The 26,336-nt window shown below is 59.1% G+C and carries 20 protein-coding genes; 12 read left to right on the top strand and 8 right to left on the bottom strand.

Translation table 11 applies throughout. The features are described 5' to 3' along the window. Positions 1–644 precede the first annotated feature (644 nt). The 6 genes from rsmG to rpmH form a co-directional block, all read right to left on the bottom strand. Positions 645–1,313 carry a 16S rRNA (guanine(527)-N(7))-methyltransferase RsmG gene (gene rsmG, locus G1C94_RS02605; RefSeq protein ID WP_172144379.1) on the bottom strand — a complete coding sequence of 223 codons (669 nt, stop codon included), beginning with the start codon at positions 1,311–1,313 and terminating at the stop codon, positions 645–647. 60 nt (positions 1,314–1,373) lie between these two features. Then, positions 1,374–1,889 carry a Jag family protein gene (locus tag G1C94_RS02610; RefSeq protein WP_172144381.1) on the bottom strand — a complete coding sequence of 172 codons (516 nt, stop codon included), beginning with the start codon at positions 1,887–1,889 and terminating at the stop codon, positions 1,374–1,376. Between the two features lie 110 nt (positions 1,890–1,999). Then, positions 2,000–3,007: a membrane protein insertase YidC gene (gene yidC / locus G1C94_RS02615; RefSeq protein WP_172144432.1), complete on the bottom strand. Its 1,008-nt coding sequence runs from the start codon at positions 3,005–3,007 to the stop codon at positions 2,000–2,002. A 14-nt stretch (positions 3,008–3,021) separates the two neighbouring features. Then, positions 3,022–3,324, bottom strand: a complete 303-nt coding sequence (gene yidD, locus G1C94_RS02620; RefSeq protein WP_172144383.1) for a membrane protein insertion efficiency factor YidD — start codon at positions 3,322–3,324, stop codon at positions 3,022–3,024. A gap of 1 nt (position 3,325) precedes the next feature. Continuing rightward, on the bottom strand, positions 3,326–3,688 hold the full coding sequence (rnpA, locus tag G1C94_RS02625; RefSeq protein ID WP_172144385.1) for a ribonuclease P protein component: 363 nt from the start codon (positions 3,686–3,688) through the stop codon (positions 3,326–3,328). Positions 3,689–3,711: 23 nt separating this feature from the next. After that, positions 3,712–3,846: a 50S ribosomal protein L34 gene (rpmH, locus tag G1C94_RS02630; RefSeq protein WP_003825298.1), complete on the bottom strand. Its 135-nt coding sequence runs from the start codon at positions 3,844–3,846 to the stop codon at positions 3,712–3,714. 315 nt (positions 3,847–4,161) lie between these two features. On the opposite strand from rpmH, the gene dnaA reads away from it, so the two are divergent. The 11 genes from dnaA (at position 4,162) to G1C94_RS02685 (ending at position 20,699) form a co-directional block, all read left to right on the top strand. Further along, entirely contained in the window at positions 4,162–5,637 is a 1,476-nt protein-coding gene (gene dnaA, locus G1C94_RS02635; RefSeq protein WP_417852145.1) for a chromosomal replication initiator protein DnaA, read from the top strand. Positions 5,638–6,078: 441 nt separating this feature from the next. Beyond that, complete coding sequence (gene dnaN, locus G1C94_RS02640) at positions 6,079–7,203, top strand: DNA polymerase III subunit beta (protein ID WP_172144434.1); 1,125 nt, start codon at positions 6,079–6,081, stop codon at positions 7,201–7,203. Between the two features lie 26 nt (positions 7,204–7,229). Continuing rightward, positions 7,230–8,390 carry a DNA replication/repair protein RecF gene (gene recF / locus G1C94_RS02645; RefSeq protein WP_172144389.1) on the top strand — a complete coding sequence of 387 codons (1,161 nt, stop codon included), beginning with the start codon at positions 7,230–7,232 and terminating at the stop codon, positions 8,388–8,390. After that, the gene (locus G1C94_RS02650; RefSeq protein WP_172144391.1) at positions 8,387–8,857 is read left to right on the top strand and encodes a DciA family protein; all 471 of its coding nucleotides are present in this window, start codon (positions 8,387–8,389) and stop codon (positions 8,855–8,857) included. The genes recF and G1C94_RS02650 overlap by 4 nt, the downstream gene beginning before the upstream one ends. Before the next feature lie 128 nt (positions 8,858–8,985). Then, complete coding sequence (gene gyrB / locus G1C94_RS02655) at positions 8,986–11,106, top strand: DNA topoisomerase (ATP-hydrolyzing) subunit B (RefSeq protein WP_172144393.1); 2,121 nt, start codon at positions 8,986–8,988, stop codon at positions 11,104–11,106. Positions 11,107–11,190: 84 nt separating this feature from the next. Then, complete coding sequence (gene gyrA, locus G1C94_RS02660; protein ID WP_172144436.1) at positions 11,191–13,872, top strand: DNA gyrase subunit A; 2,682 nt, start codon at positions 11,191–11,193, stop codon at positions 13,870–13,872. Positions 13,873–14,082: 210 nt separating this feature from the next. Continuing rightward, complete coding sequence (locus tag G1C94_RS02665) at positions 14,083–14,643, top strand: DUF3566 domain-containing protein (RefSeq protein WP_172144438.1); 561 nt, start codon at positions 14,083–14,085, stop codon at positions 14,641–14,643. A 149-nt stretch (positions 14,644–14,792) separates the two neighbouring features. After that, positions 14,793–16,118, top strand: coding sequence for a VanZ family protein (locus G1C94_RS02670; RefSeq protein WP_172144395.1), 1,326 nt, complete (start codon positions 14,793–14,795; stop codon positions 16,116–16,118). 562 nt (positions 16,119–16,680) lie between these two features. Then, positions 16,681–17,229 carry a Panacea domain-containing protein gene (locus tag G1C94_RS02675; protein ID WP_172144397.1) on the top strand — a complete coding sequence of 183 codons (549 nt, stop codon included), beginning with the start codon at positions 16,681–16,683 and terminating at the stop codon, positions 17,227–17,229. A 709-nt stretch (positions 17,230–17,938) separates the two neighbouring features. After that, positions 17,939–19,066: an ABC transporter ATP-binding protein gene (locus G1C94_RS02680; protein ID WP_172144399.1), complete on the top strand. Its 1,128-nt coding sequence runs from the start codon at positions 17,939–17,941 to the stop codon at positions 19,064–19,066. 217 nt (positions 19,067–19,283) lie between these two features. Further along, positions 19,284–20,699 carry a DUF4032 domain-containing protein gene (locus G1C94_RS02685; RefSeq protein ID WP_172144440.1) on the top strand — a complete coding sequence of 472 codons (1,416 nt, stop codon included), beginning with the start codon at positions 19,284–19,286 and terminating at the stop codon, positions 20,697–20,699. Between the two features lie 7 nt (positions 20,700–20,706). Here the strand turns inward: G1C94_RS02685 and rlmB are convergent, their stop codons facing one another. Continuing rightward, positions 20,707–21,696 (bottom strand): 23S rRNA (guanosine(2251)-2'-O)-methyltransferase RlmB, encoded by a 990-nt coding sequence (gene rlmB, locus G1C94_RS02690; RefSeq protein ID WP_172144401.1) that lies wholly within the window; start codon positions 21,694–21,696, stop codon positions 20,707–20,709. 256 nt (positions 21,697–21,952) lie between these two features. On the opposite strand from rlmB, the gene G1C94_RS02695 reads away from it, so the two are divergent. Next, entirely contained in the window at positions 21,953–24,892 is a 2,940-nt protein-coding gene (locus G1C94_RS02695; RefSeq protein ID WP_253902289.1) for a cation-translocating P-type ATPase, read from the top strand. Positions 24,893–24,969: 77 nt separating this feature from the next. Here the strand turns inward: G1C94_RS02695 and G1C94_RS02700 are convergent, their stop codons facing one another. After that, positions 24,970–26,229 (bottom strand): FIVAR domain-containing protein, encoded by a 1,260-nt coding sequence (locus G1C94_RS02700; protein WP_172144405.1) that lies wholly within the window; start codon positions 26,227–26,229, stop codon positions 24,970–24,972. Between the last annotated feature and the right edge of the window lie 107 nt (positions 26,230–26,336).

Here is a 26,336-nt window from a genome sequence, read left to right on the forward strand (position 1 = left end):
GTGGATAACTCCCTCGCTCTCCCTCGCTCTCCCCTCATCGGGCAACCCATCGCTCTTCCCCTGAACACAGCGCTCTTACCCAAGTTACGCTTTCAGCAAGTGCATTATCGCTTTTGCGCTTCATCGCTCAAATGCGTTGCCACGTAGAACTGGTTTTAGTAGGTGCGTTATCGTGTGGGAACTGCTATTCAGTAAGTGCGTTGCCGCAGGGGGCTGGCGGCTTGCTATTTCCTACCGCTCCGGGCCGCTCTGGCCAAGTCTTACGTACGTAAACAGCAAGCCGCCAGCCCCCTGCTCACCTGCATGGGTATGTTGCGTTTGGTGCTGTTCATCTTGGGTTTAATCAACGTTTCTTAAGCTGAACTCAACGTGACTTGACGCTGGAAGGGAGTGTGGGGTCGGGATGTTCCATTTTCGTACGTAAGACTTGGCCAGAGCGGCCCGGAGCGTTAGAACATGGAACATCCCGACCCCACACGATAACGCACCCAAAGAATATGAAGCTCAAAAGCAGCAACGCGCCCACTAAAAAGCGAAAAGCGATTCCAGTGGCAACCACTTAAGGCAAAAGACAAAAGCTGCAACCCGTGTGGGAAAAGCAGGGGTTTGAAGCGGAGGGGAGAGCTGGGGGCGAAAGCGAGGGACTAGCGCTTGTCGATGAGGACTACGTGGGTGGGTTCCAGTCCGGGGGCGACGGGCGCTTCGACGACTCGCGGATTAGCGCCGCGATATGTGTTGATTACTTTGGCGGCCTTGTCGAGTTCGGCCTGAGCGGAACGACCCTTCAGGGCTACCAGTTGCCCGTGCGACTTTAACAATGGTAGCGTCCATCCCGCAAGCTTCGTCATAGGCGCCACCGCACGACAAGTCACCGCGGCAAACGGATGCATCGCCCGGTTTTTGCGCATGGCCGCAATGATTTCCTCCGAGCGCGCACGCTCAATGCGCACATTGGACAAGTCCATTGTATCGACGCATTCAGCCAGCCATTCCACGCGCCGCTCCATTGGCTCGATAAGCGTGAACTCGCAATCGGGAAGGCAGGCTGCCGCGACCAATCCGGGGAATCCGCCACCGCTGCCGACGTCGGCCACGGTTTTGAAGCGCGCTCCTTCGACGGCCTGGCGAATGAACGGCACGATGGCCGCTGAGTTCAGGATATGCCGTTCCCAGATGATATCCACATCGCGCGGCCCGATCAGCCCACGTGGTTCACCTTCCTGAGCGAGTTTCACGTGAAACTTCTCCAACTGGGGCAAGGCCTCTCCGAGCACTTCCCCAAGAATCGGCGATCCGGCCAGTTCGTCGGTCATGATGGCTTTCCCTTCATACAAAAACAGGGAGCCCTATGGACTCCCTGTTTCACGTGAAACCTATTCCTCGTCTTCGTCGCCGGCGGTCGCCTTAAGATACACCGTCACGTAACGATGCGGTTCCTCCCCATGCGAACGAGACTTCAAACCCTCCTCACGGACGGTGTCATGAACCACCTTACGCTCAAAAGAATTCATGGGTTCCAGATCAACCGGCTCCCCGGTTTCCTTCACCTCGTCAACGGCATCCAACGCAAGATCGTGCAGACGCTGACGCTTGCGCTTCAAGAAGCCATCCACATCCACGATCAAGCGGGAACGCTCGCCTGTCTTCTGCTGGACAGCCAGCCGGGTAAGCTGCTGCAAGGCGTCCACCACCTCGCCGTCCCGACCGATGAGATGCTTGATGTCCGCATTATCATCAGCGACAATCTGCACCACCGGACGGCCGTTGCGCACACCCATTTCGATATCGCCATCGTAATCGGCAATATCCAGCAACTCCTCAAGATAATCAGCAGCGATGTCAGCTTCCTCGTTGAGCTGATCCATCGTCTTGTCGTCATCCAGTGTCATATGTACTCCTTATCGGCGTGGGACCCATCACCTAGTCTAAACCCGACCATCGGAAAACCATACCCAAGGTCGACGGTGCGACGTTTCACGTGAAACGCCGCATCCGATGATTACTTCTTCTTGCGCTTTCGCTGTGGCTGTTGGCGCTGGTATCCCTTGCTCACCTTGCGCTCAGCCTCTTCCTTGGCGTGCTGCAGCTCCTCCTCTTCAAGGGAGATTTCACCGGCCTTGGCGCGGCGAGCGTTCTCACGGTTGTGATCGCGAATCTTCTTGGCATCGGCAGCCGGGGAACCGGGCGTCGGGAACTCATAGACCTGCCAGATGGTGCGCAACAAGCTGCACACGTTGTTGGTCAGCCAGTACACCAAAACGGCGAACGGCATGGTGATACCGGAGAAGATGTACATGAGGGGAAAAATCCACAGCATGGCCTTCTGCATGGTGGCAGCCGAGCCCTGCATGGTGGCGGGGTTCACGTTACGGCGCATCTGGAACCACTGCATATAGAACATGCAGCCGCACATCAGAGCCACGAAGCTGCCGATGACGACTTTGCCGATCGCATCGGCGGTGGTGAAGTTGTCGGTCACGCTCACCACACCGAACACATTCGTGGCGGAGAAGCCCTGGGCCGTCGCCTGGTCAAAGGCACCGAGCGATGCGCGCTTGCCGCGTGCGATATAGGGGATGGCGGACAGCGTGTAGAACATGCACATGAACACAGGCCCCTGCACCAGCATCGGCAGGCATGAGCCGGCCGGGTTCGCCTTGTTGTCCTGATAGAGCTTCATCATCTCGCGGCTCAGCGCTTCCTTGCTGGCCTGATCGGTTTTGCCCTTGTATTTGTTCTGAATACGCTGGATCTTGGGCTGCAGCGCCTGCAGTTTGCGCATCGACTTCATCTGCTTGTAGTAGATGGGGAAGATGCATGCATGCACCACCAACACCAAGACGATGATGGACAGGATCCACGAGAACCCGATGGGTGACATGCCGATCATGGTCAGAAACTTATGGAAGCCTGCCAGAATCTGGGTCATCAACCATTCGATCGGGGTCAGGATCTTATACAGAAAGCCCCAGAATCCGCTATCGAGGAGGAAATTGTCTTGGTTAATCATCGGATGAATCCTTACTCGTCGTCCGCCAAAGGCTTCAATCTCGGTTCTTCGTGGGCTTTCGACCACCGAAAACGATACAACACCGAGAAACGCTGTGGCACGTCATCTATGCCGCCATTACTCCAGGGACGGCATCGCAACAACCGCAACACCGACAACAACCCGCCCCGGCACGCTCCGAACCGCCGGATCGCCTGAATCGCATAATTCGAGCAACTGGGATAATACCGGCAGCAAGGTGCGCAACGGTGCGCCGAAAAAACGCATTGGTACCAGCGCACCGCGCGTATCATGACATTGCCCGTAACGCTCATGTCAATCCCGGCCCATCCGTGCCGTCACCGCATCGAATCCCGAAGCCATTTGCTTATCCAGCATCTGAAAGGACGCTGCCGCGGCGGATGGTTTTGCCCGCAACACCACATCGACGCCCTCGGGCAGGTGATCCTCATAGCGACGGGCCAGCACACGAAAGCGACGTTTGACGGCGTTTCGCGTAACGGCATTGCCCACCGCTTTGGATACGGCCAAGCCAACGCGCCGACTGCTCGCCGCCACACTCCCATGTGCCTGGGAATCATCACGCATTGCGTAATGCACGATGAAATCCCGGCACGAGACCTTGCGGCGTCGCTTGAGTACGGCGACGAAATCGCTGTGGCTTCTCAACCGTTCCACGGTGACGATGCCGTCGGCATCAATCAGGCGGACAGGTTCTTGCGACCCTTGGCGCGGCGACGGTTAATCACGGCGCGACCGGAACGGGTGCGCATGCGCAGACGGAAGCCGTGCTTCATGTGGCGACGACGGTTGTTGGGCTGGAAAGTCCTCTTCATAGTTTGCTCCTAGGTTTTTCGGTCACGCTGACGCGCGACCCTCACGTGAGTCAAGCTCTATCAACCTACCCTTACCCCTGCCCTAACGTCAACTTGGCAACACAACATGCAACCGCATGCGATTTTTGAAACCCATCAGACGGCTGTAATACCGCCGAAAGTTATCCACAAATTACACGCATGTTATTCAGAATCGAGTAATTACAACACGCGAGGCTGTGGATAACTCGTAGGGGAGGAGTAACAATAGAACATCGAACACGCATTGCAGGAGCACAGAAAGGAAGAGCCATGGCCACTGAAAACGAAAATCCAGTGGTTCAGGCCAACCGTATCTGGAATGACGCACTGGCATTGCTCAAGCACAATCAGTCGCTTTCGTCGCGGGACAAAGGCTGGTTAACCGGGGTGATTCCCGAGGCGGTGTTCGGCACGACGATTGTGCTGTGCCTCGACAACGCCGGCACTCGCCAAGCGTTGGAAAACGAACTGAAACAGCCGTTATTGGACGCGCTGAAAATGGTGACCAACCAGGACATGATGCCCGCGTTCAAAATCGCAACACCTGTCCAAACGGAGCAGGAGAACAACTCCTATATACCCCCCTCACTTGCGGATCTCGGTCAGGAATCTTTCGCGGCGGCCAGTTCCATGCCAAGTGCGCCGAGCGCATTGGCGATGCCCACCGAGACCGATAACCAATATGACAGCCAATATGTCATTGGCACTAACAAAATGGCGCGCGACCCGGAAACGCATCTGAACAAAAACGCGACATTCGACACATTCGTTCCGGGAGATTCCAACCGTTTCGCACGCACCGTAGCCCTTGCGGTCGCCGAAGGTTCCGGGCGCGATTTCAATCCGCTGTGTATTTATGGTGGGTCGGGTCTGGGCAAAACCCACCTGCTCAACGCCATCGGCAACTATGCTCTCGTCAAAGACCCCCGCTTGAAGGTTCGTTACGTCAATAGCGAGGAATTCACCAACGAGTTCATCGAAGCGTTGCAGAACCCCAACCAAAGCCAGGGTCAAATCGCCGAATTCAACCGACGGTACCGCGAGGTCGATGTGCTGCTCATCGATGACATCCAGTTTCTGGGTGGCAAGGAAGCGACGCTCGAACAGTTCTTCCATACGTTCAATGCCCTGCATCAGGCGAATAAGCGCATTGTTATCGCCTCTGATGTGGCGCCGAAGAATCTTAAAGGCTTCGAGGCGAGGTTGATTTCGCGTTTTGATTCCGGCTTGACGGTGGATGTCAAACCGCCGGATCTGGAGACGCGCATCGCGATCCTGCGCATGATGGCCTCCATGAACCACAGCAATATCCCCAATGATGTGCTTGATCTTATCGCCGAACGGTTCACGGAGAATATCCGCGAACTCGAAGGCGCCCTCACCCGCGTCACGGCCGTCGCCTCACTGAGCAACCAGCCGGTTACGCGCGCGATGGCGGAACAGACGCTGCAGGATTTCTTCACCACGGATGTGGAGATCAAGCCTACTGACATCATCGGTCAGGCAGCCAAGTATTTTCATTTGACATTCGACGATATCGTCGGTCGCTCGCGCATGAAGAACATCGCGCTGGCCAGGCAGGTCGCCATGTATCTGACACGTGAAATGACCAGCATGAGCCTTGTCGACATCGGCAAGGTGTTCGGCGGCAAGGACCACACCACGGTGATGCACGCCTGCGACCGCATCACCACGGAAATGCAGGAGCGGCAGGAGATCTATAACTATGTTATGGAGCTTACCGTCCGCCTCAAGCAGAACAACAACTGACCTAAGACACTCCGAGCAAGTGGTAAACCATCCATCCAGTTATCCACATCGTTATACACAAATGTGGGTAAAGGTTGCGGATAAGTCGTGGATGAACCGCCCATTTCGTGTGGATAACTCGTGGAAAACATGCCAAAAATGTGGATAACCTGATCTCTTTCAATTCGCTGTGGATAACTCAGCAGGTTATCCACATCGTTTCTTCAGTTATCCACAATCCAACCGACCCCAGTAAAGCCAATAGCCAGAACGCCTGCGACGACTTTCCCACACTATCCACAGCTCTTATTATGACTATTCCTTTTGTTCTCTATTAAATATTCATCATCAACAGCCGAACTCAAGACGATGACGCATCACCAGTTGGACGGCCCGTCGCTAGAATGAAATATCAGCATGACGTAGTAACCGCCACATAGGCGTTGAATGAAAGCAGGCATTATGAAGGTTGAAGTCGATTCCGCCGCTCTTGCTGAAGCCGTGGCTTGGACCACCAGAGTCATCGATGCGCGCCCTTCCAATCCGATTCTTGCAGGTGTGCAGCTTGAAGCTGCGGAAGGCGCTTTACGATTTTCCGCTTTCAATTACGAGATTTCGGCCCGTCACCATATCGAAGCTGGAGTGGACGAAGCGGGCACGGTATTGGTGTTGGGCAAACTGCTCGCCGATATCACCAAATCGTTGCCTGCCGAAAAAACCTACCTCACTGCCGACGAAACCACGCTGACCATCACTTCCGGCAAGTCCACGTTCACCATGCAGCTCATGCCGAACGCCGAATACCCCGATTTGCCGCACACGCCGGCCAAACTCGGCCAAGTCGACGCCCCCACGTTCATCCAGGCCGTTTCCCAAGCCTGTGTCGCGGTCTCCCACGAAGAGAACCGCCCGGTGCTCACCGGCGTGCGTATGCAATTCGAGGGTGACAAGGTGACGTTGAGCTCGACCGATCGTTTCCGACTGTCCCGCACCACATTCACTTGGACGCCCGAAAACGCGAACGTGAACGCCACGACGTTGGTGCGCGGCTCGCTGGTGCGCGATATCGCCCGGTCACTCGACGAACATCAGAACCTCACCATCGATTTCGATGCCGACAATCCGTCGCTGCTTGGGTTTGAAAATGCCGGCCGCGTTTCCACTTCCCAGCTGATCGACGGTGAATTCCCGGCGGTTGACCGCCTGTTCGTCGATGAATATCCAACCCAGGCCGTCATCGACAAGCAAGCGTTGCTGAGCGCAATCAAGCGCGTGGCGCTGGTCGCGGAACGCAATGCGCCCATCCGCATGGTGTTTTCGGGGCAGGAGCTCACGTTGAGCGCCGGTGCCGTGGATGAGGCGCAAGCCACTGAAACCATCGACATCGACATGGATGGCGAAGACATCACCGTCGCGTTCAATCCCGCGTATCTTGTGGAGGGGTTGAGCGCGATCAGCGAACCGTTCGTGCGCATGAAACTTACCACCGCCGTCAAGCCGGTGGAATTCAACGGCCAGCAGGAAGCCGATTCCGACGAATCGATGGACTATCGCTACCTGCTGGTGCCGATGCGTTTCAACAGCTGACGCGAAATACCAAGAACCACATCTCGATGCACATCTGCCGTCTTGCCCTTGACCACTTCCGCTCCTGGAGCGAGGTCGTGGTCGATTTCACGCCAGGCGTGAACGTGTTGCACGGGTCGAACGGACTGGGCAAAACCAATCTCGTCGAGGCGGCGGAAGTGCTGTCGACCGGCACCAGCCACCGTGTTTCCGCCTCGTTGCCACTGATCGAACGCGGGGCGAGCAAGGCGACGATTCGCGCCAATGTCGACGACGATTCATCCGTCACGACATACGAGGCGACCATCGTGGCGCATGGCGCGAACCGGGCCCGCATCAATTCGGGCCAATCGCAGTATCTGCGCGACATCATCGGATTGGTGCCTTCCGTTTCGTTCACTCCCGAAGATCAACGTCTGATTTATGGCGAACCTTCCGTGCGGCGCAACTTCCTCAATCAAAGCGGCGCTCTGCTGGTGCCGCATTATGCCGAACAATTGCAGCGGTTCACACAAATCGCCCGGCAGCGCGCGGCCCTGCTCAAGCAACTTGCGGGGCGTGAGGGCATGGCTGACAGTGTGTTGAGCGGTTTGGAGGTATGGACCGGCCAATTCATCGAAGCCGGCGTGGAATTGACGCGCATGCGCTCCTCGCTGATGTCGCGGTTGGCCGAACCGTTCACCGAGATTTACGCCCGACTGGCTTCGGACAATGGCAAGGCCTGTCTGGCCTACATGCCCTCGTTCGAGGAGGTGCTGTCGTCTGATGATCCGCATGCGATGATATCGGCGCATTTTCAGCGCCTGTACCCGGGTGAGGTCGCTCGGGGCATCAATCTCATCGGGCCGCAACGCGACGACCTGGACGTGACGTTGGATGGCATGAGCGCTAAGGAATTCGCCTCCAACGGCGAAATGTGGACCATGGCGCTTGCGTTGAAAATGGCGCTGTTTGAAACAGTGACCGCCGAACGCGGGATGAAGCCCATCGTGATTCTCGATGATGTGTTCGCCCAGTTGGATGAGTCGCGCCGCGAGCAGATTCTGCGATTCGCCCAGAATCAGGAGCAGGTGTTGATTACCGTCGCCGCCGCAAGCGACATTCCTCCAACGGCAGGCGCGAATATCATCGATGTCGCCTCATTGCGCGAATCTTTCAATGCACATGCCGACATCGACGCCGGGTCGATTGATGGGGTGGATGTATGACCCCGCCGATCGCAATGACATTGCAACTTGATCAGCGCTTGCTGCCGGCGCAAATATTCGAACGTTACGCCGCTCGCGAAAATTATCGGATCGTTCGGGCCTCCCGCGCCGAAGCGGCGTGGGAAAGTTTCGGCAAACCGGGTCGCGACCCCGCGCGATTCGGCGGCGTGGCTCGCGCGATGGCCGTGCAAGGCGATTGGGTGCCTCATTTGAAAATCGCGCAACTCAACGAACATTGGGACCAGGTGGTCGGCCCGGGGATCGCGCAACATTCGCATGTGGTGAGTTTGCGTGATGGCGTGCTTGTCATCGCCGCCGAATCACAAGTGTGGGCCACCCAGCTGACCTTTCTTGTCCCCCAGCTTTCCGCCACCATCCGCGAGCGTCTTGAAGGCCTGCGCATCAACGACATTCGCGTCAATGGACCTTCCGTGGGTTATTCGCGCAAATGGGTCAAACGACGCTAAAGGGCATGTAGGCCTCTCGTCGTGCCACACGAGTAGAATCACACACAGTATGGTCAAAACGCTTCACGACCCCTTAGAGGGCGTTTTTGAGGCATCGACCCGCGAAAATACCCTTCGCGTCACATACCATGCAGGAAGGAAGCTCCGTGGCGGACTCGCTGGACAAGGCCTCGAGCAAGGAAGAACAGCTCAAGGCCGCGGACGAACATATCAACAACGCGCAATTGCAGGAAGGCGAGCTTGACGAGTCGATGACTCCCGAGCATTATGATGCCTCGGATCTGAAGGTGCTTGAAGGCCTTGAGGCGGTGCGCATCCGCCCGGGCATGTACATCGGTTCCACTGGCGCGCGCGGCCTGCACCATCTCGTCTACGAGATTGTGGACAACTCGGTTGACGAGGCGCTGGCCGGATTCGCCAGCCATATCGAGGTCACCATCCTGCCCGACAACGGCATTCGCGTCGTCGATGATGGCCGTGGCATTCCGGTGGACATTGTGCCGGGCGAAGGCGTCTCCGGTGTGGAAACCGTGATGACCAAGCTGCATGCGGGCGGCAAGTTCGGTGGCGGCGGTTACGCCGTGTCCGGCGGTTTGCACGGCGTGGGCATTTCGGTGGTCAACGCCCTGTCCACCCGCGTGGACATCGAAGTGCGCCGCCAGGGTTTCCATTGGACGCAGACCTACAAGGATCAGCATCCCACCGCTCCCTTGGTCAAGGGCGAGCCGATGGCCGAGGGCGAATCCACAGGCACTTCGGTGACCTTCTGGGCGGATCCGGCGATTTTCGAAACCACAGTCTACGATTTCGAGACATTGCGCAGCCGGTTCCAGCAGATGGCCTTCCTCAACAAGGGGCTGAAAATCAGCCTGACGGACTTGCGCCAGGCGGACGAAGCCGGCGACGAGGTGACCGGCGACGGCGACAACCCCATCGAGGAAACGCACCAGTCCGTCACCTACCAATACGTCAACGGCATCAAGGATTACGTGGACTACTTGGTCAAGTCGCGCAAATCCACGCCGGTGGAAGACGAAATCATCAACTTCGATGCCGAAGACCTGAAACTCGGCATCTCCGCCGAAATTTCCATGCAATGGACCACCGCCTATTCCGAGGCCGTGCACACTTTCGCGAACACGATCTCCACCACCGAAGGCGGCACGCACGAAGAGGGCTTCCGCGCGGCGCTGACCTCGCTGGTCAACCGTTACGCCCGCGAAAAGAACATCCTGAAGGAAAAGGACGAAAACCTTTCCGGCGACGATGTGCGCGAAGGTCTGACGGCCGTGGTGTCCGTCAAACTCACCACCCCGCAGTTCGAAGGCCAGACCAAGACCAAGTTGGGCAACTCCGAAGCCAAGACCTTCGTGCAGCGCGTGATGACCGACAAGCTGGGCGACTGGTTCGACGCGCACCCGAATGAGGCGAAGAACGTCATCCAGAAGGCCATCGAAGCCTCCCGCGCCCGCATGGCCGCCAAGAAGGCGCGCGAGAACACGCGCCGCAAGTCCATCTTCGAATCCGCCGGCATGCCCGACAAACTCAAGGACTGCCAGTCGAGCAACCCCGAAGAGTGCGAACTGTTCATCGTGGAGGGCGATTCCGCAGGCGGTTCCGCCATCCAGGGCCGCAACCCGATCACCCAGGCGATTCTGCCGCTTCGAGGCAAGATCCTCAACACCGAGCGCGCCAGCCTCGACCGCATGATGAAGTCCGACACCATCGAATCGCTGATCACCGCGGTCGGCGGCGGCTACGGCGAGGATTTCGACCTGTCGAAGGTGCGCTATCACAAGGTCATCATCATGGCCGATGCCGACGTGGACGGCGCGCATATCGCCACGCTGAACCTGACGCTGTTCTTCCGCTACATGCGCCCGATGATCACCGCCGGTTACGTGTACGTGGCCATGCCGCCGCTGTATCGCCTCAAATGGACCAAGGGCGCACACGACTTCGTCTACACCGACGCCGAACGCGACCGCGTGCTCGCCGAAGGCAAGGCCAACGGACGCCAGCTGCCCAAGGGCGAAGGCATCCAGCGCTACAAGGGCTTGGGCGAGATGAGCTACCAGGAGTTGTGGGAGACGACCATGGACCCCGAACATCGCATTTTGAAGCAAGTGCAGATCGAGGACGCCGCGGCGGCGGACGAAACGTTCTCGATGCTGATGGGCGACGAAGTGGAGCCGCGCCGATTGTTTATCCAGCGCAACGCGCGCAACGTCAGTTGGATCGATGCCTGACCTTGCGCGGGCGCGCAATGTGCAGGAATTGCAGGAATACGGCAATTAAGTTAAGGACAGATAGTGGCAGACGATACCAACAACATGGATGATTCCACCGCAGCGGACAGCTCGATGGAACCGTTGAGCCCGCAAGAGGCGGACAACACCGACTACGGCCTGATGACAGGCGAACGCATCCGCAGGCGCGATTTGCAGACCGAGATGCGCGAATCCTACCTCGCCTACGCCATGAGCGTGATCGTGGATCGCGCCCTGCCGGACGTGCGCGACGGCATGAAGCCCGTGCACCGCCGCGTGATCTATGCGATGTACGACGGCGGCTACCGCCCCGACCGCGGCTACAACAAGTGCTCGCGCGTTGTCGGCGACGTGATGGGCAAATACCACCCGCACGGCGATTCGGCGATTTACGACACGTTGGTGCGCATGGCCCAGTCGTGGTCGATGCGCTATATGCTCGTGGACGGCCAGGGCAACTTCGGTTCGCCCGGTGACGACCCGGCCGCCGCCATGCGTTACACCGAATGTCGCATGGCGCCGCTGTCGATGGAAATGGTGCGCGACATCGACAAGGACACCGTCGATTTCCTGCCCAACTACGACGGCAAAACCCAGGAACCCACCGTGCTGCCCGCGCGCTTCCCGAACCTGCTGTGCAACGGCTCGTCCGGCATCGCCGTCGGCATGGCCACGAACATCCCGCCGCACAACATGCGCGAAGTGGCCGACGGCGTGCATTGGGCGCTCGACCATCCCGACGCCTCCCGTGAGGAACTGCTCGAAGCGCTGATCGCGCGCATCAAAGGCCCCGACTTCCCCACCGGCGCCACGATTCTCGGGCACAAGGGCATCGAACAGGCCTATCGCACCGGCCGAGGGCTTATCACCATGCGCGCGGTGGTGAACACCGAGGAAATCAAGGGGCGCATGTGCCTGGTGGTCACCGAGCTGCCCTATCAGGTCAACCCCGACCGTTTGGTCGTCTCCATCCGCGAGGCCGTGCGCGACGGCAAGATTCAAGGCATCGCCGATATGCGCGACGAAACCTCCGGCCGTACCGGCCAGCGCCTGGTCTTGGTGCTGAAGCGCGATGCCGTGCCGAAGGTTGTGCTCAACAATCTGTACAAGCACTCCCAGTTGCAGCAAACGTTCGGCGCCAACATGCTGGCGCTGGTCGATGGCGTGCCGCGCACGCTGTCGCTGGATGCGTTCATCCGCCACTGGGTGTCCCATCAGCTTGACGTGATCGCCCGCCGCACCGCTTATTTGAAGCGCGAGGCCGAGGAACGCGACCATATTCTGCAGGGCTATTTGAAGGCCCTTGACATGATCGACGAAGTGGTGGCGTTGATTCGTCGCTCCCCCGACGCCGACGCCGCGCGCACCGGTTTGATGGAACTGCTTGACGTCGATCAGGTGCAGGCCGACGCCATCCTGGCCATGCAGCTGCGCCGTTTGGCCGCTTTGGAACGCCAGAAGATCCTCGACGAGCACGAGGAGCTGATGCGTCGCATCGCCGACTACGCCGATATTCTCGCCAAGCCGGAACGCCAGCGCAAGATCGTGGGCGACGAGCTGGACGAGATTGTGGGCAAGTACGGCGACGAGCGTCGCACCAAGATTCTGCCGTTCAGCGGCGAGATGAACGTCGAGGATCTGATTCCCGAAGAGAACGTGGTGGTCACCGTCACGCACTCCGGCTTCATCAAGCGCACCAAGGCCGACGAATACCGCGCCCAGCATCGCGGCGGCAAGGGCATCAAGGGCACGAAGCTGCGCGAGGACGATATCGTGGATCACTTCTTCCTCACCAGCACGCACAACTGGCTGCTCTTCTTCACCAACAAGGGCCGTGTATATCGCCTCAAGGCTTACGAACTGCCCGAAGGCTCGCGTGACTCCAAGGGCCAGCATGTGGCGAATCTGCTGCAGTTCGGCCCGGACGAGACCATTCAGACCGTGCTGTCGATTCGCAACTACGAGGTCGCCAAATACCTGGTGCTCGCCACCAGAAGCGGCAAAGTCAAGAAGACGGCGTTGGCCGAATACGATTCGCCTCGCCAGGGCGGCCTGATCGCCGTGCGCCTGATGGCCGACGAGAACGGCGAAAACGCCGACGAGCTCATCGGTGCCGCGCTGTGCAACGCCGAGGACGACATCATTCTGGTCTCCAAGCTCGGCATGAGCCTGAAGTTCACCGCCACCGACGAGCAATTGCGCCCGATGGGTCGTCAGACCGCCGGCGTGCAGGGCATGAAGTTCCGTGAAGGCGATGAGTTGCTCGCCATGGACGTGGTGGAAGCCGACAGCGACCGCGATTTGCTAGTCGTCACCGACGAAGGTTTCGCCAAGCGTTCGGCCGTTTCCCAATACCGCTTGCAGGGCCGCAACGGCTTCGGCGTCAAGGCGTTGCAACTGGCCGAGGGGCGCGGCTCCTTGGTGGGCGCGCTCATCGTGGCCGAAGACGATCAGGTGATGGCCATTATGAAGTCCGGCAAGGTGATCCGTTCCGACGTGGCCGAAGTCAAGCGCACCGGGCGCAACACCCAAGGCGTCACGCTTGCCAAACCCGACAAGGGCGATGAAATCATCTCCATCGCGCTCAACGCCGAAAAGGACGAAGCCGACGATGCTGATGCGTCTGATGCGTCCGAGAACGCGAATGAATCGGCTGGATCCGCTGAAGCAACCAAGCAATCCGGCGATGCGGTCGAGGCGCCGGCGGGTGCGCAGAACGTGAACGATAATTCGGATGGCGAGTAATCGTCTGTGAATATTGCTATTCTGACAACGATTCGAGAATGGTGAAGGAGCAACATGAGCGACAACCATGAAGAAAACGGCATGGACGAGGAAGAGATTTCCGAGGTCGTCGAAGAGCAAGAGAGCGAAGCAGTCGATTCGCTCGATTCAGTTGATTCGGTTGACGATGCTGATTCAGCCGATTCAGCTGATTCCATCGATTCGGCCGATTTGGTCGACGAGGCCGTTGACGCCGACGAGAACCTTGATGAATCCGCCGACGAAAATGCCGCCGAAAGCAATCAGGAACATCGCGTGGCACGCTCCGTGTCGAACAAGCCGCTGATCAGCGATGAGCAGGCGCGCGAACATGCCGAAAGCGTTGCCCCCGCCATTCAAATCAAGCCCGTCGCGCGACGCGAGACCCCCCGCGCGCGCCGCATGAACCTTTCGCTGACCCGCCTCAACCCGTGGAGCGTGGCCAAAGTCACCTTCATGATGGCGGTCGCCGGGGCGATCATTCAGATCGTCGCAGCTGCCCTGGTGTGGGTGCTGCTCAACGTCGTCGGCGTGTTCGATCAGATCACGCAGATCGTGGCTTCCACCGGCCTTGATGCCGGCGGCCTGAACCTCGCCGATGTGTTCTCGTTGCCCACCGTGCTCTCCGGCACCACGATTTTCTCCATTATCGAAGTCGTGCTGTTCACGGTGCTGGCCACCATCATCGCGCTGATCTACAACGTGGTCAGCTCGCTGGTCGGCGGCGTCCACGTCACTCTCGGCGACGACTGATTTTCTTATCGCTCATGAAGACGGGTAATGGCCGGGTGCCGTTGCCCGTCTTTTGCGTGGCGTTGTTTTTCGCGGCTTTCATTACTTTCGCAGCTTTCGGGGTTTCCCGCCCGCTTGTCGACTCACTATAGTGAGGAATCAGAGGAATCATGCTTGGGTATCTGAGTTACTTTTCGACATCGTTCATCATCGCCGTATTGCTGTGGCCATTCATATCCGCGGTGCTGACGCTGCCGATTCTGGCCGGTCTGTACCACCGGTATCACCGCATGCGCTTCCTGTCGGCGGCCGCGGCCTATCTCACCGTGCTGTATGCGCTCGGTCTTCTCGCCTTCACGCTCTATCCCATGCCGGACGACCCGCAAGCCTTCTGCGCCGCACATGTCGGCGACTACGCGCCGCAACTCAATCCCCTGCAATTCATCACCGATCTGCAGAACGGCGGCCTGTACGGCATGTTGCAACTGGTGATGAACATCGTATTGTTCCTGCCGCTCGGCTTCGTGCTCACCCGATGGCTGCGCTGGCGCTGGTGGGCCGTGCTCCCCGCGGGATTCCTCGTATCGCTGCTCATTGAAAGCTCGCAACTGAGCGGCTTCTGGGGGCTGTACCCCTGCGCCTATCGTCAGTTCGATGTCAACGATTTGATGACCAACACCTTGGGTGCCTTGGTGGGGTTCGGCGTTGCGAAACTGTTCGGCGTGCTGGTCCCGCCCACGGCCATGCCGGATCGCCATGAGGTCAACGCCAGGCCGGGCGCCCTGCACCGCACGGTGACGTTCGTCATCGACATGCTGTTCGTGGTGCTGGTCTATATGCCGCTGACGTTGGGCGCCGTGCTGGGTTTCCACGCCCTGGCCAAGCCGCTGCCCAACGGCGATTTCACGCTGTTCGGCGGGCTTGTCACGCTGGGAATCGATTGGATGAATGCCGTCGCGCCAAGCACGGCCGCGCTCGCGTTCCTGATTTTCGAGCTATTGATTCCGCTGTCCCATCACGGGCAGACGCTCGGTGGCATGTTCACCCATATGACCATCGAAACGCGCGAGCGTCACGGCTGGCTGCGCGCGATGTTTTACGCGTTGCGCACGATTGTGCTTGGTGCAATGGTGGTGATGTTCATTACAGGTTCCATTGTTGGCGGCCCTTGGTTGCGATATGCCCTGTATGGTTTCGCCATCGTGTTTGTGTTCGCGCTGTTCACGCGCCGGGCACCGTGGGATCTCGTCCCCGCGTCCCAGCCTTCCCAGCCGGTTCAGTCGTCCCAGTCGGCTCAGCTGTCCCAATCGTCCCAGCCGGTTCAGCCTTCACCACCGTCCCCGCCGGCCACCGAAAATTCCGCTGTCAGCATTACCGCTGATACCACCGACGATTGCATTCCCGCACCCCCCGAAAACGCGACATCCCCTACTAATACTCGCGCAGCGGCAGAAGCAACAGCACCTGCAAGTCAAACCAATGGTCATGAGGATTGACAGTCACTTCACCGCACAATCGACAAATACCACCCAAACGACCCCGAGTTTGCCCGACGCAATCAAGCTGTCCCGTTTCTGCATCATCCGACGTTATAATGATGCAGAAAAAAGATGGTTTGATGCAGATGAAAAGCGGCGGAATGCGTGTATTCGACTACCTTGAAACTCCCGCATCCCCCCTATCTGCTGATATTAACGGACTCTCGTGCAACTGCTCGTTCAAGGACGTATTCGTAAAGTAGGCTCAGGGCGGTCCACCGGATATATCGCTCAAAGCGGCTCTGCTGATTGCTTAAATATGCCGGAATTGGCCGCCCTTCGCCCATCTATTGTCATTTCGAGTGAACGTCAGTTGTCATTTCGGCCGAGTGCCCCCGTCATTTCGACCGAGCAAAGCAAGTGGAGAAATCTTTTGCCGGCGGGATGAAGGTGCCTTCGACTGCACTCACTGCATTCGCCCCAACAGAACCTAGAAATATATGGATATGGGTTATCTTATCGGCAAGTCAGTCTTTTTCGTATATCATTGTTCTGCAGTATGTTTTTGGAGGTGATGGGCATGGCTAAAGCTGTTGATGTGGCGAAATATATTCTCAAGCAGCGGGACGCCCGCAGTCACATGACCACCGCGTTCGCGCTTCAAAAACTGTTGTACTACTGCCAATCGTGGATGCTGGTGGCTAAAAACAGGGCTTTGTTCCCCGACGAGATTGTGGCGTGGCGGCATGGCCCCGTGGTCAAGACGGTTTCCCCCTACTGTCAGGGGCGGCATTACGTGTTTCCCCGTGAGGTGACGGGTGGGGACGCTGACGCTTTGTCTCTTGAGGAGCGCGCTTTGGTGGACAGGGTGCTTGCCATGTACGACGAAACCGACGACCAGCGGCTGGGAGACAGTCTTGAGAACATGAGCCACCGGGAGCGCCCGTGGGCGAACGTCAACCTCAACGAGACCATAACCCCGCAAAGTATGCTCGACTTCTATTCGGAGATTCAGGCGAACCCGGATATGGATCATGCCGCGCCAATCCCGAATCTTGCCGACGTATCGGACAGAACGTTCATCTCCAACGACGACGCGGAGTGGATAGAATCGCTCCTTGCCGACTGAAACTGGGGGCTTGGTTTTGAGCGGTGAACTGTGGTCGCATATCGACAGGCTTGACGACACGTTGGATGTGTCGGACTTTCGCTGCGGTGAACCTGAAATAGACATATGGTTGCACAGGGACGCTTTGCAACCCTTACGACACCGGCATCCAAGCCAACAACCACGACGACCCGCCCAGCGAACCGGGAATCTACATCCGCAAGGAACACGCCCACTAGCCAAAGGGGGCGTCTTAAGCACCACGTTTGGTTCCTATAGGCCTAAACTAAATAAAGAGCCCCCGGGTTTGAGCACTGTTAGGAGGCTTGGAGGCTACTATTGGTATTCACAGTACATCAGGTGCCGCATGAACGCAAACGATGACGCATAGCCCCACGCATGGAAACGCTGCTTTTCATCCTGCTTGCCATCTCCGAGGCCGGCTCCAAGTCTTACAGCTCGTGCCGTTGCTTGGTTCGCACTTCGTGGGAGACATGAGCGATATGGCGCGTTGAGTCCGGGGGTTCTTGACGAGTCGGATATGACGTGTATAGTGGGCAACAGGCTCAATGGGGAGGATCCTCAAAGAACCTACCAAATAAGTAAACGCCGATGTTTGCGCTTTGCTTGAAGGTTGCAGAGATGCGGCTCGACGGCACACAGATTGAAGCAAGGTAATCCCTTTACAACGGATCGTGAGGCACGTACCTGCCTCTGAAAGGATTGTATTATGGCAGAAGTTGTTTTCGACCACGTCACTCGTATCTACCCGGGCAACGACAAGCCCTCTGTGGATGATCTGAATCTTAACATCAAGGATGGTGAGTTCCTTGTGCTCGTCGGCCCGTCTGGCTGCGGCAAGTCCACCACCCTGCGCATGCTTGCTGGCCTTGAGGAAGTGAACAAGGGCAGCATCCGCATCGGTGATAAGGATGTCACCACCATGCAGCCGAAGGATCGCGACATCGCCATGGTGTTCCAGAACTACGCGCTGTATCCGCACATGACCGTCGCCGACAACATGGGCTTCGCCCTGAAGATCGCCGGCACTCCGAAGGAAGAGATTCGCAAGCGCGTCGAGGAAGCCGCCAAGATTCTCGACCTGACGGAATACCTCGACCGCAAGCCGAAGGCTCTGTCCGGTGGTCAGCGTCAGCGTGTGGCCATGGGCCGCGCCATCGTGCGTAAGCCGAAGGTCTTCCTCATGGACGAGCCGCTGTCCAACTTGGACGCGAAGCTGCGTGTGCAGACCCGTACCCAGATTGCCGCTCTGCAGCGTCAGCTGGGCGTCACCACCCTGTACGTGACCCACGACCAGACCGAGGCTCTGACGATGGGCGATCGCATCGCCGTCATCAAGCTGGGCATCCTGCAGCAGGTCGGCGCTCCGACCGAGCTGTACGATCGTCCGGCCAACGTCTTTGTCGCTGGCTTCATCGGCTCCCCGTCGATGAACCTCAACACGCACCCGGTGGTCAACGGCAAGGCGAAGATCGGTGAGGACACCATCGAACTGCCGACTGAGGCCGTCAAGAAGTTGACCGCTGAGGACAATAACCAGATTGTCGTCGGCTTCCGTCCGGAAGACGCCGACCTCGCTCCCGCGAATGACCCGAACGCTTTCTCCCTGAAGGTCATCAACGTCGAGGATCTGGGTTCCGACGGCTACATCTACGGCAACATCATCACCGATGGTTCCGCCGCCGAGACCGCTCAGGTCATGTCCGACCAGAACAAGCTCACCACGGTTCGTGTGAACCCGCGTGTGCTGCCGAAGGTCGGCGACACCGTCAAGATCAAGATCGATCCGTCCAAGATGCACCTGTTCGCTCCGTCGACCGAGCTGCGTCTGAACTGAGTCGAGTGACCAACCGCCGGATTTTGGTTCGACGGGTGGCCGATACCATACTTGGCTGAACCGCAACAGGTTTGGTCAACCATTAAACGAGACGTTTTCTCTTCCTCTCTAGCCGTCTCGTTGAAGAAGCCCCGCTACGAAGCGGGGCTTCTTTTGTTTGCCATTCCCCCGCTCTTGGCTGAATCGGGTGGTGGCATGGTTAGAATTGGAGATCATGATGCAAGCTTCCTCGAATATATCGCAGTTGGACCCACGAGCGGCAAAGGCCACATCCGTCACCGCAGAGGATGAGCACGATAACTCCGTCGAACCGCAGGCTTTGACCATCACCGCCGCAAGTTCAAACCCGAAAATGTTCACGTTGCCCTGGCATCAGCCGCTCGCCACTTGGCCCAAAGATCTGCTGGCCAATCTGCCACGCGGCATATCGCGCCACGTGGTGCGTTTCGTGCATGTGGGCGATGATGTCTATGCGATGAAGGAAATCACACGGCAGATGGCCGAGCGCGAATATGAGATTTTGCGCCGTGTGCAGAAACTCGAACTGCCCGCCGTCACGCCAATCGCCGTCGTCACCGGTCGCCATGACAGGAATGGCGATCCGCTGGAGGCGATTCTGGTCACCAAGCATCTGAAGTTCTCCCTGCCATATCGTGCCCTGTTCGCGCGCAACCTGCGCCCCGACACCGCGGAACGTCTGATTGACGCGTTGGCCGTGCTGATGGTTCGGCTGCACTTGAGCGGATTTTATTGGGGTGATGTGTCGCTGTCGAACGTGCTGTTCCTGCGTGACGCCGATGCGTTCTCCGCGTGGCTGGTGGACGCCGAAACCGGCGATTTGCAGGTGAATCTCACCGAGGGCCAGCGCGAATACGATATCGATCTGGCGCGCACCAACATCATCGGCGAACTGATGGATCTCGCCTCCGGCCAACTGTTGCCCGGCGAAGTGGACGAAATCGAAGTCGGCAACCGGCTGGTCGACCGCTACCATTCGCTGTGGAGTGCGCTGACCGACACCGACAAATTCAGACCGGACGAGATGTGGAAGATCGAGAAGCGCGTCGACAAGCTCAACGAACTGGGCTTCGACGTGGACGAGCTGGAGATGAAGACCGCCGAGGACGGCAAGCGCGTGCTGGTGCGGCCGCGTGTGGTCGATGCCGGATATGCCTCGCGCAAGCTACTGCGTTTGACCGGCCTCGACGTGCAGGAGAATCAGGCGCGTCGCCTGTTGAACGATTTGGATGCCTATCGTGCCTCCACATGGCGTGAAGGCGAGGAATTGGAGATCGTCGCCACCGATTGGATGCGCGAGGTGTTCGAGCCGACGGTGCGCATGATTCCGCGCGAATACCGTTCGCAGATCGAACCGGCGCAGTTCTTCCACGAAGTGTTGACGCATCGCTGGTATTTAGCCGAGCAGGCCGGTCACGATGTGCCGATGGCCGAGGCCGTCAAAAGCTACATCAGGAGCGTGCTGCCCAACTATAAGCTGGACAAGAAAGACATCGACGCACTGCTCGAAGAGGCCGATGCCGGCGTCATCGACGATGAATTCTCCTACAACGACCCCGACGACGACGGATACGATCCCGACGATGATCCCGATGCTGCAGTATGGAGCCACTGACTGATTTTCAGCTTGCCGCCTTGCGGCGAACAGCAGCCACGGCATACAGGCTGATGCCAGCGGCGACCGAGGCATTGAGCGACTCGACCTGATTGGAAATCGGAATGCCCGCGATGGCATCGCACGCTTCGCGCACCAGACGGCTCAACCCCTTGCCTTCCGAGCCGAGCACCACCACCAGCGGATCGGTTTCAAACCCGGTTTCACCCACGATCGTGTCACCGCCGCCGTCGAGACCCACGGTGTAATAGCCGCGCTCCTTAAGACTTTCAATCGCCTTGGTGAGGTTCACAACGCGACACACCGGCAAATGCGCCGCCGCACCGGCCGAGACCTTCCACGCCGCCGCCGTCACCGAGGCGGAACGCCGCTCGGGCAGAATCACGCCGTTCGCGCCGAAAGCCGCCGCCGAACGAATCACCGCACCCAGATTCTGCGGATCCGTCACACCATCCAGCGCAATGAACAGCGGACGTGCGGCGATGCGCGCGGCTTCGGAGTTGGCCGCCTCCATCGCACGCGCCTTCTTTTCGGCGCGATCCGCCAGCTCGGCCAGCGAGGAATACTGATAGGGTTGCACCTTCAGAATCACACCCTGATGATTGCCGGATTTGGCGATGCGATCCATCTCCAGACGGTCGGCCTCCAGCATGTGCAAGCCGTTTAGCCCCGCGATTTTCACGATTTCGCGGGTGCGGTCGTCATGCTCAATGCGCGAAAGAATATACAGCGCGGACGAAGGCACGCCCACGCGCAACGCCTCAAGCACCGAATTGCGCCCGAACACCAAATCGGCGGTGTCGCCGGAAGCAAACTTGTCGGCGCGACGACGAGCCGCGAGCCGCGGGTCGGCCATCTTGCGCCGGTCGGCGGCTTTCTTGGCCGCGTATGCCTTGTGATACACGCGATCTTCGGCCTTCGGCGTCGGCCCTTTGCCTCGAAGCGCGTTGCGATGTTTGCCACCCGACCCCTTGGTCGGCCCTTTCTTCATTGCCATACGCCTCATTGTCCCAGCACCCCGCGCCAAACGCTGGTCACTTGACCGACGTGCTGCGTGAAATAACCACATACCATGGCGCGGTGTGGGAAGCGGTGTGTGGGATAATGGCAGAACATGCGCCGAGGCGTTCGCCCCGGCGTCCACAACCGCGCAGCCCTGCAGCAAACGCAAGGAGGGTTGACTACTCCGCGGCGCTCTCAAGGAGATCACCATGGTTGGTCAGAGCAATGATCAATCCTCTCGCATCGAATCGATGCAATCCAACGAACATCCACAAGCCCCCTCCCCCTATTCGCTTGACGCCGACCCTTCACTGACCGACGCCCAAGACGTCGCACAGGCGCTCGATGTGAACCCAAGCACGGGCTTAAGCGCTTCCGAAGCGGCACGTCGGCTTGAACGCTTCGGCCCCAATGAACTCGCCAGCGCGCCACCGGTGCCGAAATGGAAGAAGTTCCTCGCACAGTTCAAGGACCCGCTGGTTTATCTACTGCTCGCCGCCACGGTGATTTCGGTAATCGCCTGGGTCGTCGAACGCATGAACGCCGAGCCTGGCGCGGCCGGCGGGGAAGCGCTGCCGTTCGATGCCATCGTCATCGTGCTCATCCTCATCGTCAACGCCGTGCTCGGCTACATTCAGGAAGCCAAAGCCGAACAGGCCGTCGAGGCGCTCGCCCAAATGACTGCGCCGCAAACCAATGTGTTGCGAGACGGGGTGATCAGCCATATCAACACCACCGACGTGGTGCCGGGTGACGTGATCGTGCTCGGCGAAGGCGATTCCGTCTCGGCGGACGCGCGCTTGTTTGCCGCCGCGTCCCTGCGCGTGGCCGAAGCGAGCCTGACCGGCGAAAGCGTCGCCGTGGGCAAAAAACCGGACACGCTGGCCGAAGCGAAGGCGCTTGGCGACCGCGCCAACATGGTGTTCAACGGCACCTCCATCACCCAAGGCACCGGTCGCGCCATCGTCACCGGCACCGGCATGAACACCCAGGTCGGCAAAATCGCCGACCTGCTTTCCGCTGCGGATGGTGAGAAAACCCCGCTGCAAAAGGAGATGGATTACGTCTCCAAAGTGCTGGGTTTGGCCGTGTGCGCCATCGCCTTGGTGGTGCTGGCCGCGCTCGCCATTATGGAAGGTTTCGGCGATGTGCACGACGTCATCGAGTCGCTGCTGCTGGCTGTGTCGCTGGCCGTCGCCGCGGTGCCGGAAGGACTGGCCGCGATTCTCACCGTGGTGCTCGCGCTCGGGGTGCAACGCATGGCCGCGCACCATGCCATCGTCAAGAAGTTGCATTCGGTGGAGACGTTGGGCTCCGCTTCGGTGATTTGTTCGGATAAAACCGGCACGTTGACGCGCAACGAGATGACCGTCGAGCGCGTGGTCACGCCGAGCGGCGAAGTGCAGATCACCGGCACCGGCTATGCGCCCGAGGGGCGTATGGCTATGGTTGGCGGCGATGATAATTCCGCAGTCGCGCAGGGCTTGAAAACGGAGGTGTTGGCCACGCTTGGTGCGGGTGTGCTGGCCAATGACGGTGAGTTGCGTGAAAGCGATGGATCCTGGCAAGCCGTCGGCGACCCCACCGAAGTGTCGCTTATCGTGGCCGCGCGCAAGGTGAAAGCCGATCGCAGAATGGCGAATTTCCAACGCGTGGCGGAGATTCCGTTCACCTCGGAACGCAAGCGCATGTCGGTGATCGCCAAAGACAGCGCCGATGCCGGCAAGCTGACGGTGTTCGCCAAAGGTGCGCCCGACGTGCTGCTCGGCTATTGCACGCGCGTTGCCGTCGCCGGTGCCGTCCGCCCGTTGACCGAAGGCGACCGTCAGACGATTCTCGCGAGTGTGGAGCGGCTTTCCGGCGAAGCCTACCGCACGCTCGGCCAGGCGTATCGTCCGCTGGAAACGAACTCGCTGGCCGAAGTGCCGGGCATCCTCACCAATGCCGCGGGGCAGATCGCGGATATCGCCGAACAAAGCGATGCAATCGAAACCGACATGATCTGGGCCGGCATGGTCGGCATCATCGATCCGCCGCGCGTCGAGGTGCGTGATTCGGTGGCCGAGGCGCACCGCGCCGGCATTCGCACGGTGATGATCACCGGCGACCACCCGCTCACCGCCGCGCGCATTGCAAGCGACTTGGGCATCATCGGCAAAGACGGCACGGCGCTCACCGGCGATCAGCTTGACCAGCTCGCCGGCGATCAAGCGGCTTTCGACCGCGCCACCGCCACGACATCCGTGTTCGCGCGCGTCGCCCCCGAGCACAAGCTCAACATCGTCGAATCCCTGCAACGCCAAGGCAACATCGTGGCCATGACCGGCGACGGCGTCAACGACGCCCCGGCCGTCAAAACCGCGGACATCGGCGTGGCCATGGGCATCACCGGCACCGAAGTCACCAAGCAAAGCGCCACGATGATCCTCGCGGACGACAACTTCTCCACCATCGTCGCCGCCGTGCGCGAAGGCCGCGTGATCTTCGACAATATCCGCAAGTTCCTGCGCTATCTGCTCAGCTCCAATGTGGGCGAAGTGTTCACCGTGTTCTTCGGCGTGGTGTTGGCCGGCTGGCTCGGCATCACCCAACCAGGCGTCAGCGGCGTCACCGTGCCGTTGCTCGCCACCCAGCTGCTGTGGATCAACCTGCTCACCGACGCGGCACCCGCGCTCGCCATGGGCGTCGACCCGCAAACCGAGGACGTGATGCGCCGCTCCCCGCGCAAAACCAACGAGCGCGTGATTGACGCCGCCATGTGGGGCGATATCCTTTTCATCGGCTTCGTCATGGCAGCCGTCACGCTCATCGGCATGGATATGCACTTAAGCGGCGGCCTGTTCACCGACCGCTCCATCGGCGCACTCGGCCACGAGGCGCAGATGGTCGAGGCGCGCACCATGGGCTTCACCATCCTCGTATTCGCGCAGTTGTTCAACGCGCTCGCCTCGCGCAGCCACTTGCAGTCGGCATTCATCGGGCTGTTCTCGAACCGATGGTTGTGGGGCGCAATCGGGCTGTCCGTGGTGTTGCAACTGGTGGTGATCTACGTGCCGTTCCTCAACACGGCGTTCGGCACCACACCGCTGTCGCCCATGGCGTGGCTGGAGTGCGTCGGCCTGGCCGCTTTCGTGCTCGTCGCCTCCGAACTGCGCAAATGCGTTCTGCGGGCGATGGCTGCACGCCGCTAGGCCTGGCCTACACAAGCAAGCGGCTCACAACCTGTTAAGTCGAGGTCGTGAGCCGCTTGTTCGTATCGAACAGTGTGTCAGCTGTTGTTTTTATTCGTGGTGCTGTTCTTGTTCGTCGTACTGCTGGAGTCGCTGTTCCCGCTGCTGTTGCTACCGCTGTTGCTGCTGTTACTGTCTTTGCTGTTGCTATTGCTGTTGCTGTTCCCGCTGCTGTTACTGTTGCTATTATTGCTATTGCTATCCTTGTTCGTCGTACTCTTACCGGACGTGTCTCCCGCGGTCTTATCGGCATCAGCCTGCTGTTTGGTGCTGATTGAGGCGTTCACGTCCGACACCGCTTTTTGCAGTTGCGACTTGGCGTTGTTCACATCCGCCTGCGACGGGCTCGACTGACCGGCCACGTTATTCGCGTTGCTGATCGCGCTTTGCAGCGTATTGCGCGTGCTCTCGTCGGCCACCTTGCCCGCCGAATCATTCAGCGTTTTCTGCGCTTCGCTGATCGCGGAGGTGAGCTCGCTCTTCAGCGCGTCGGCGCTTTTCGTGCTCTTGCTCTTGTTCACTGCCTCAAGCGCCTGCTCGATGGTGTTCTTCTGTTCATTGGCCTCTTTGGTGGCATCCTTGAACTTCGAGGTGTTCGTGTTGAGTTCGTCCGCAGTCTTGTCCGCCACGCAAACGGCATCGGTGGTGATGGAATCCGCGTCGCTGATGGCCTTATTGAGATTGGTCAGCGTATTCGCGTCCTTAACATCGCCGGCGGCCGGGGTGTTCTGCTTCGCCTGAGTCGCCGAGGCCTTCAGTTCCTTGATGGCCTTCTTATATGACGATTGCGCGCTCGTGCAGGAAGCATAGGCGGCTTTGTCGCTGTTGGCACCGAAGAACTTCACCACGCCGATGGCGATTGCAATCACCGCGATCACGGCCACTACAATCGCGACGATCTTCCATTTCGCCGGCTTCTTCTTGCCGGTCTGCCCGTTATTGCCGTCGTTTTCCTGCGGCCGGATTGCAGGCGGCATGGTCACTGGACGCGCCGTGGTCCCCGCCGTCGCGCGCGTCGGCTCCGGCCGGAACACCTGCGTCGGCTGGGCATTCTGAGCGGCACCAAACGCCTGATTCGGCTGGAATGCCTGTGTTGCTTCAGTATTCTGAGCCGCGCCGAACGCTTGTGTCGGCTGGAACGCCTGGGTTTGCTGGAATGCTTGTGTCGGCTGGAACGCCTGTGTCGGCTGGGAGTCGGACGCGGCATTGCCCGCCGGATTGATCGCGGCAGTCGGCTGCTCATCCTCATTGTGGTTGTTTTGGAAATCGAAATGGAATTCGCCCGTCGAATCGCTCATGTCAGCTCTCCTTATTCGTTCTGTTTATATTGTTGCTTATTGTCACCAGCCAGCCTCGTCCTCCCACTAACGGGAGGTGCCGCGCGAAACCCTTGCGCGCCCAATCC

The sequence above is a fragment of the Bifidobacterium panos genome, from assembly GCF_012932445.1.
In the GTDB taxonomy this organism is placed as follows: Bacteria; Actinomycetota; Actinomycetes; order Actinomycetales; family Bifidobacteriaceae; genus Bifidobacterium; species Bifidobacterium panos.

Excerpts from the sequence above, each read along its gene's own strand:
- G1C94_RS02700 (WP_172144405.1), bottom strand. The coding sequence starts at position 26,229 with ATGAGCGATTCGACGGGCGAATTCCATTTCGATTTCCAAAACAACCAC.
- G1C94_RS02670 (WP_172144395.1), top strand. The coding sequence starts at position 14,793 with ATGCTTGGGTATCTGAGTTACTTTTCGACATCGTTCATCATCGCCGTA.
- gyrA (WP_172144436.1), top strand. The coding sequence starts at position 11,191 with ATGGATGATTCCACCGCAGCGGACAGCTCGATGGAACCGTTGAGCCCG.
- recF (WP_172144389.1), top strand. The coding sequence starts at position 7,230 with ATGCACATCTGCCGTCTTGCCCTTGACCACTTCCGCTCCTGGAGCGAG.
- G1C94_RS02680 (WP_172144399.1), top strand. The coding sequence starts at position 17,939 with ATGGCAGAAGTTGTTTTCGACCACGTCACTCGTATCTACCCGGGCAAC.
- dnaN (WP_172144434.1), top strand. The coding sequence starts at position 6,079 with ATGAAGGTTGAAGTCGATTCCGCCGCTCTTGCTGAAGCCGTGGCTTGG.
- rlmB (WP_172144401.1), bottom strand. The coding sequence starts at position 21,696 with ATGGCAATGAAGAAAGGGCCGACCAAGGGGTCGGGTGGCAAACATCGC.
- G1C94_RS02685 (WP_172144440.1), top strand. The coding sequence starts at position 19,284 with ATGCAAGCTTCCTCGAATATATCGCAGTTGGACCCACGAGCGGCAAAG.
- G1C94_RS02610 (WP_172144381.1), bottom strand. The coding sequence starts at position 1,889 with ATGACACTGGATGACGACAAGACGATGGATCAGCTCAACGAGGAAGCT.
- gyrB (WP_172144393.1), top strand. The coding sequence starts at position 8,986 with ATGCAGGAAGGAAGCTCCGTGGCGGACTCGCTGGACAAGGCCTCGAGC.
- yidD (WP_172144383.1), bottom strand. The coding sequence starts at position 3,324 with ATGAGCGTTACGGGCAATGTCATGATACGCGCGGTGCGCTGGTACCAA.
- rsmG (WP_172144379.1), bottom strand. The coding sequence starts at position 1,313 with ATGACCGACGAACTGGCCGGATCGCCGATTCTTGGGGAAGTGCTCGGA.
- G1C94_RS02675 (WP_172144397.1), top strand. The coding sequence starts at position 16,681 with ATGGCTAAAGCTGTTGATGTGGCGAAATATATTCTCAAGCAGCGGGAC.
- G1C94_RS02650 (WP_172144391.1), top strand. The coding sequence starts at position 8,387 with ATGACCCCGCCGATCGCAATGACATTGCAACTTGATCAGCGCTTGCTG.
- rpmH (WP_003825298.1), bottom strand. The coding sequence starts at position 3,846 with ATGAAGAGGACTTTCCAGCCCAACAACCGTCGTCGCCACATGAAGCAC.
- G1C94_RS02695 (WP_253902289.1), top strand. The coding sequence starts at position 21,953 with ATGCAATCCAACGAACATCCACAAGCCCCCTCCCCCTATTCGCTTGAC.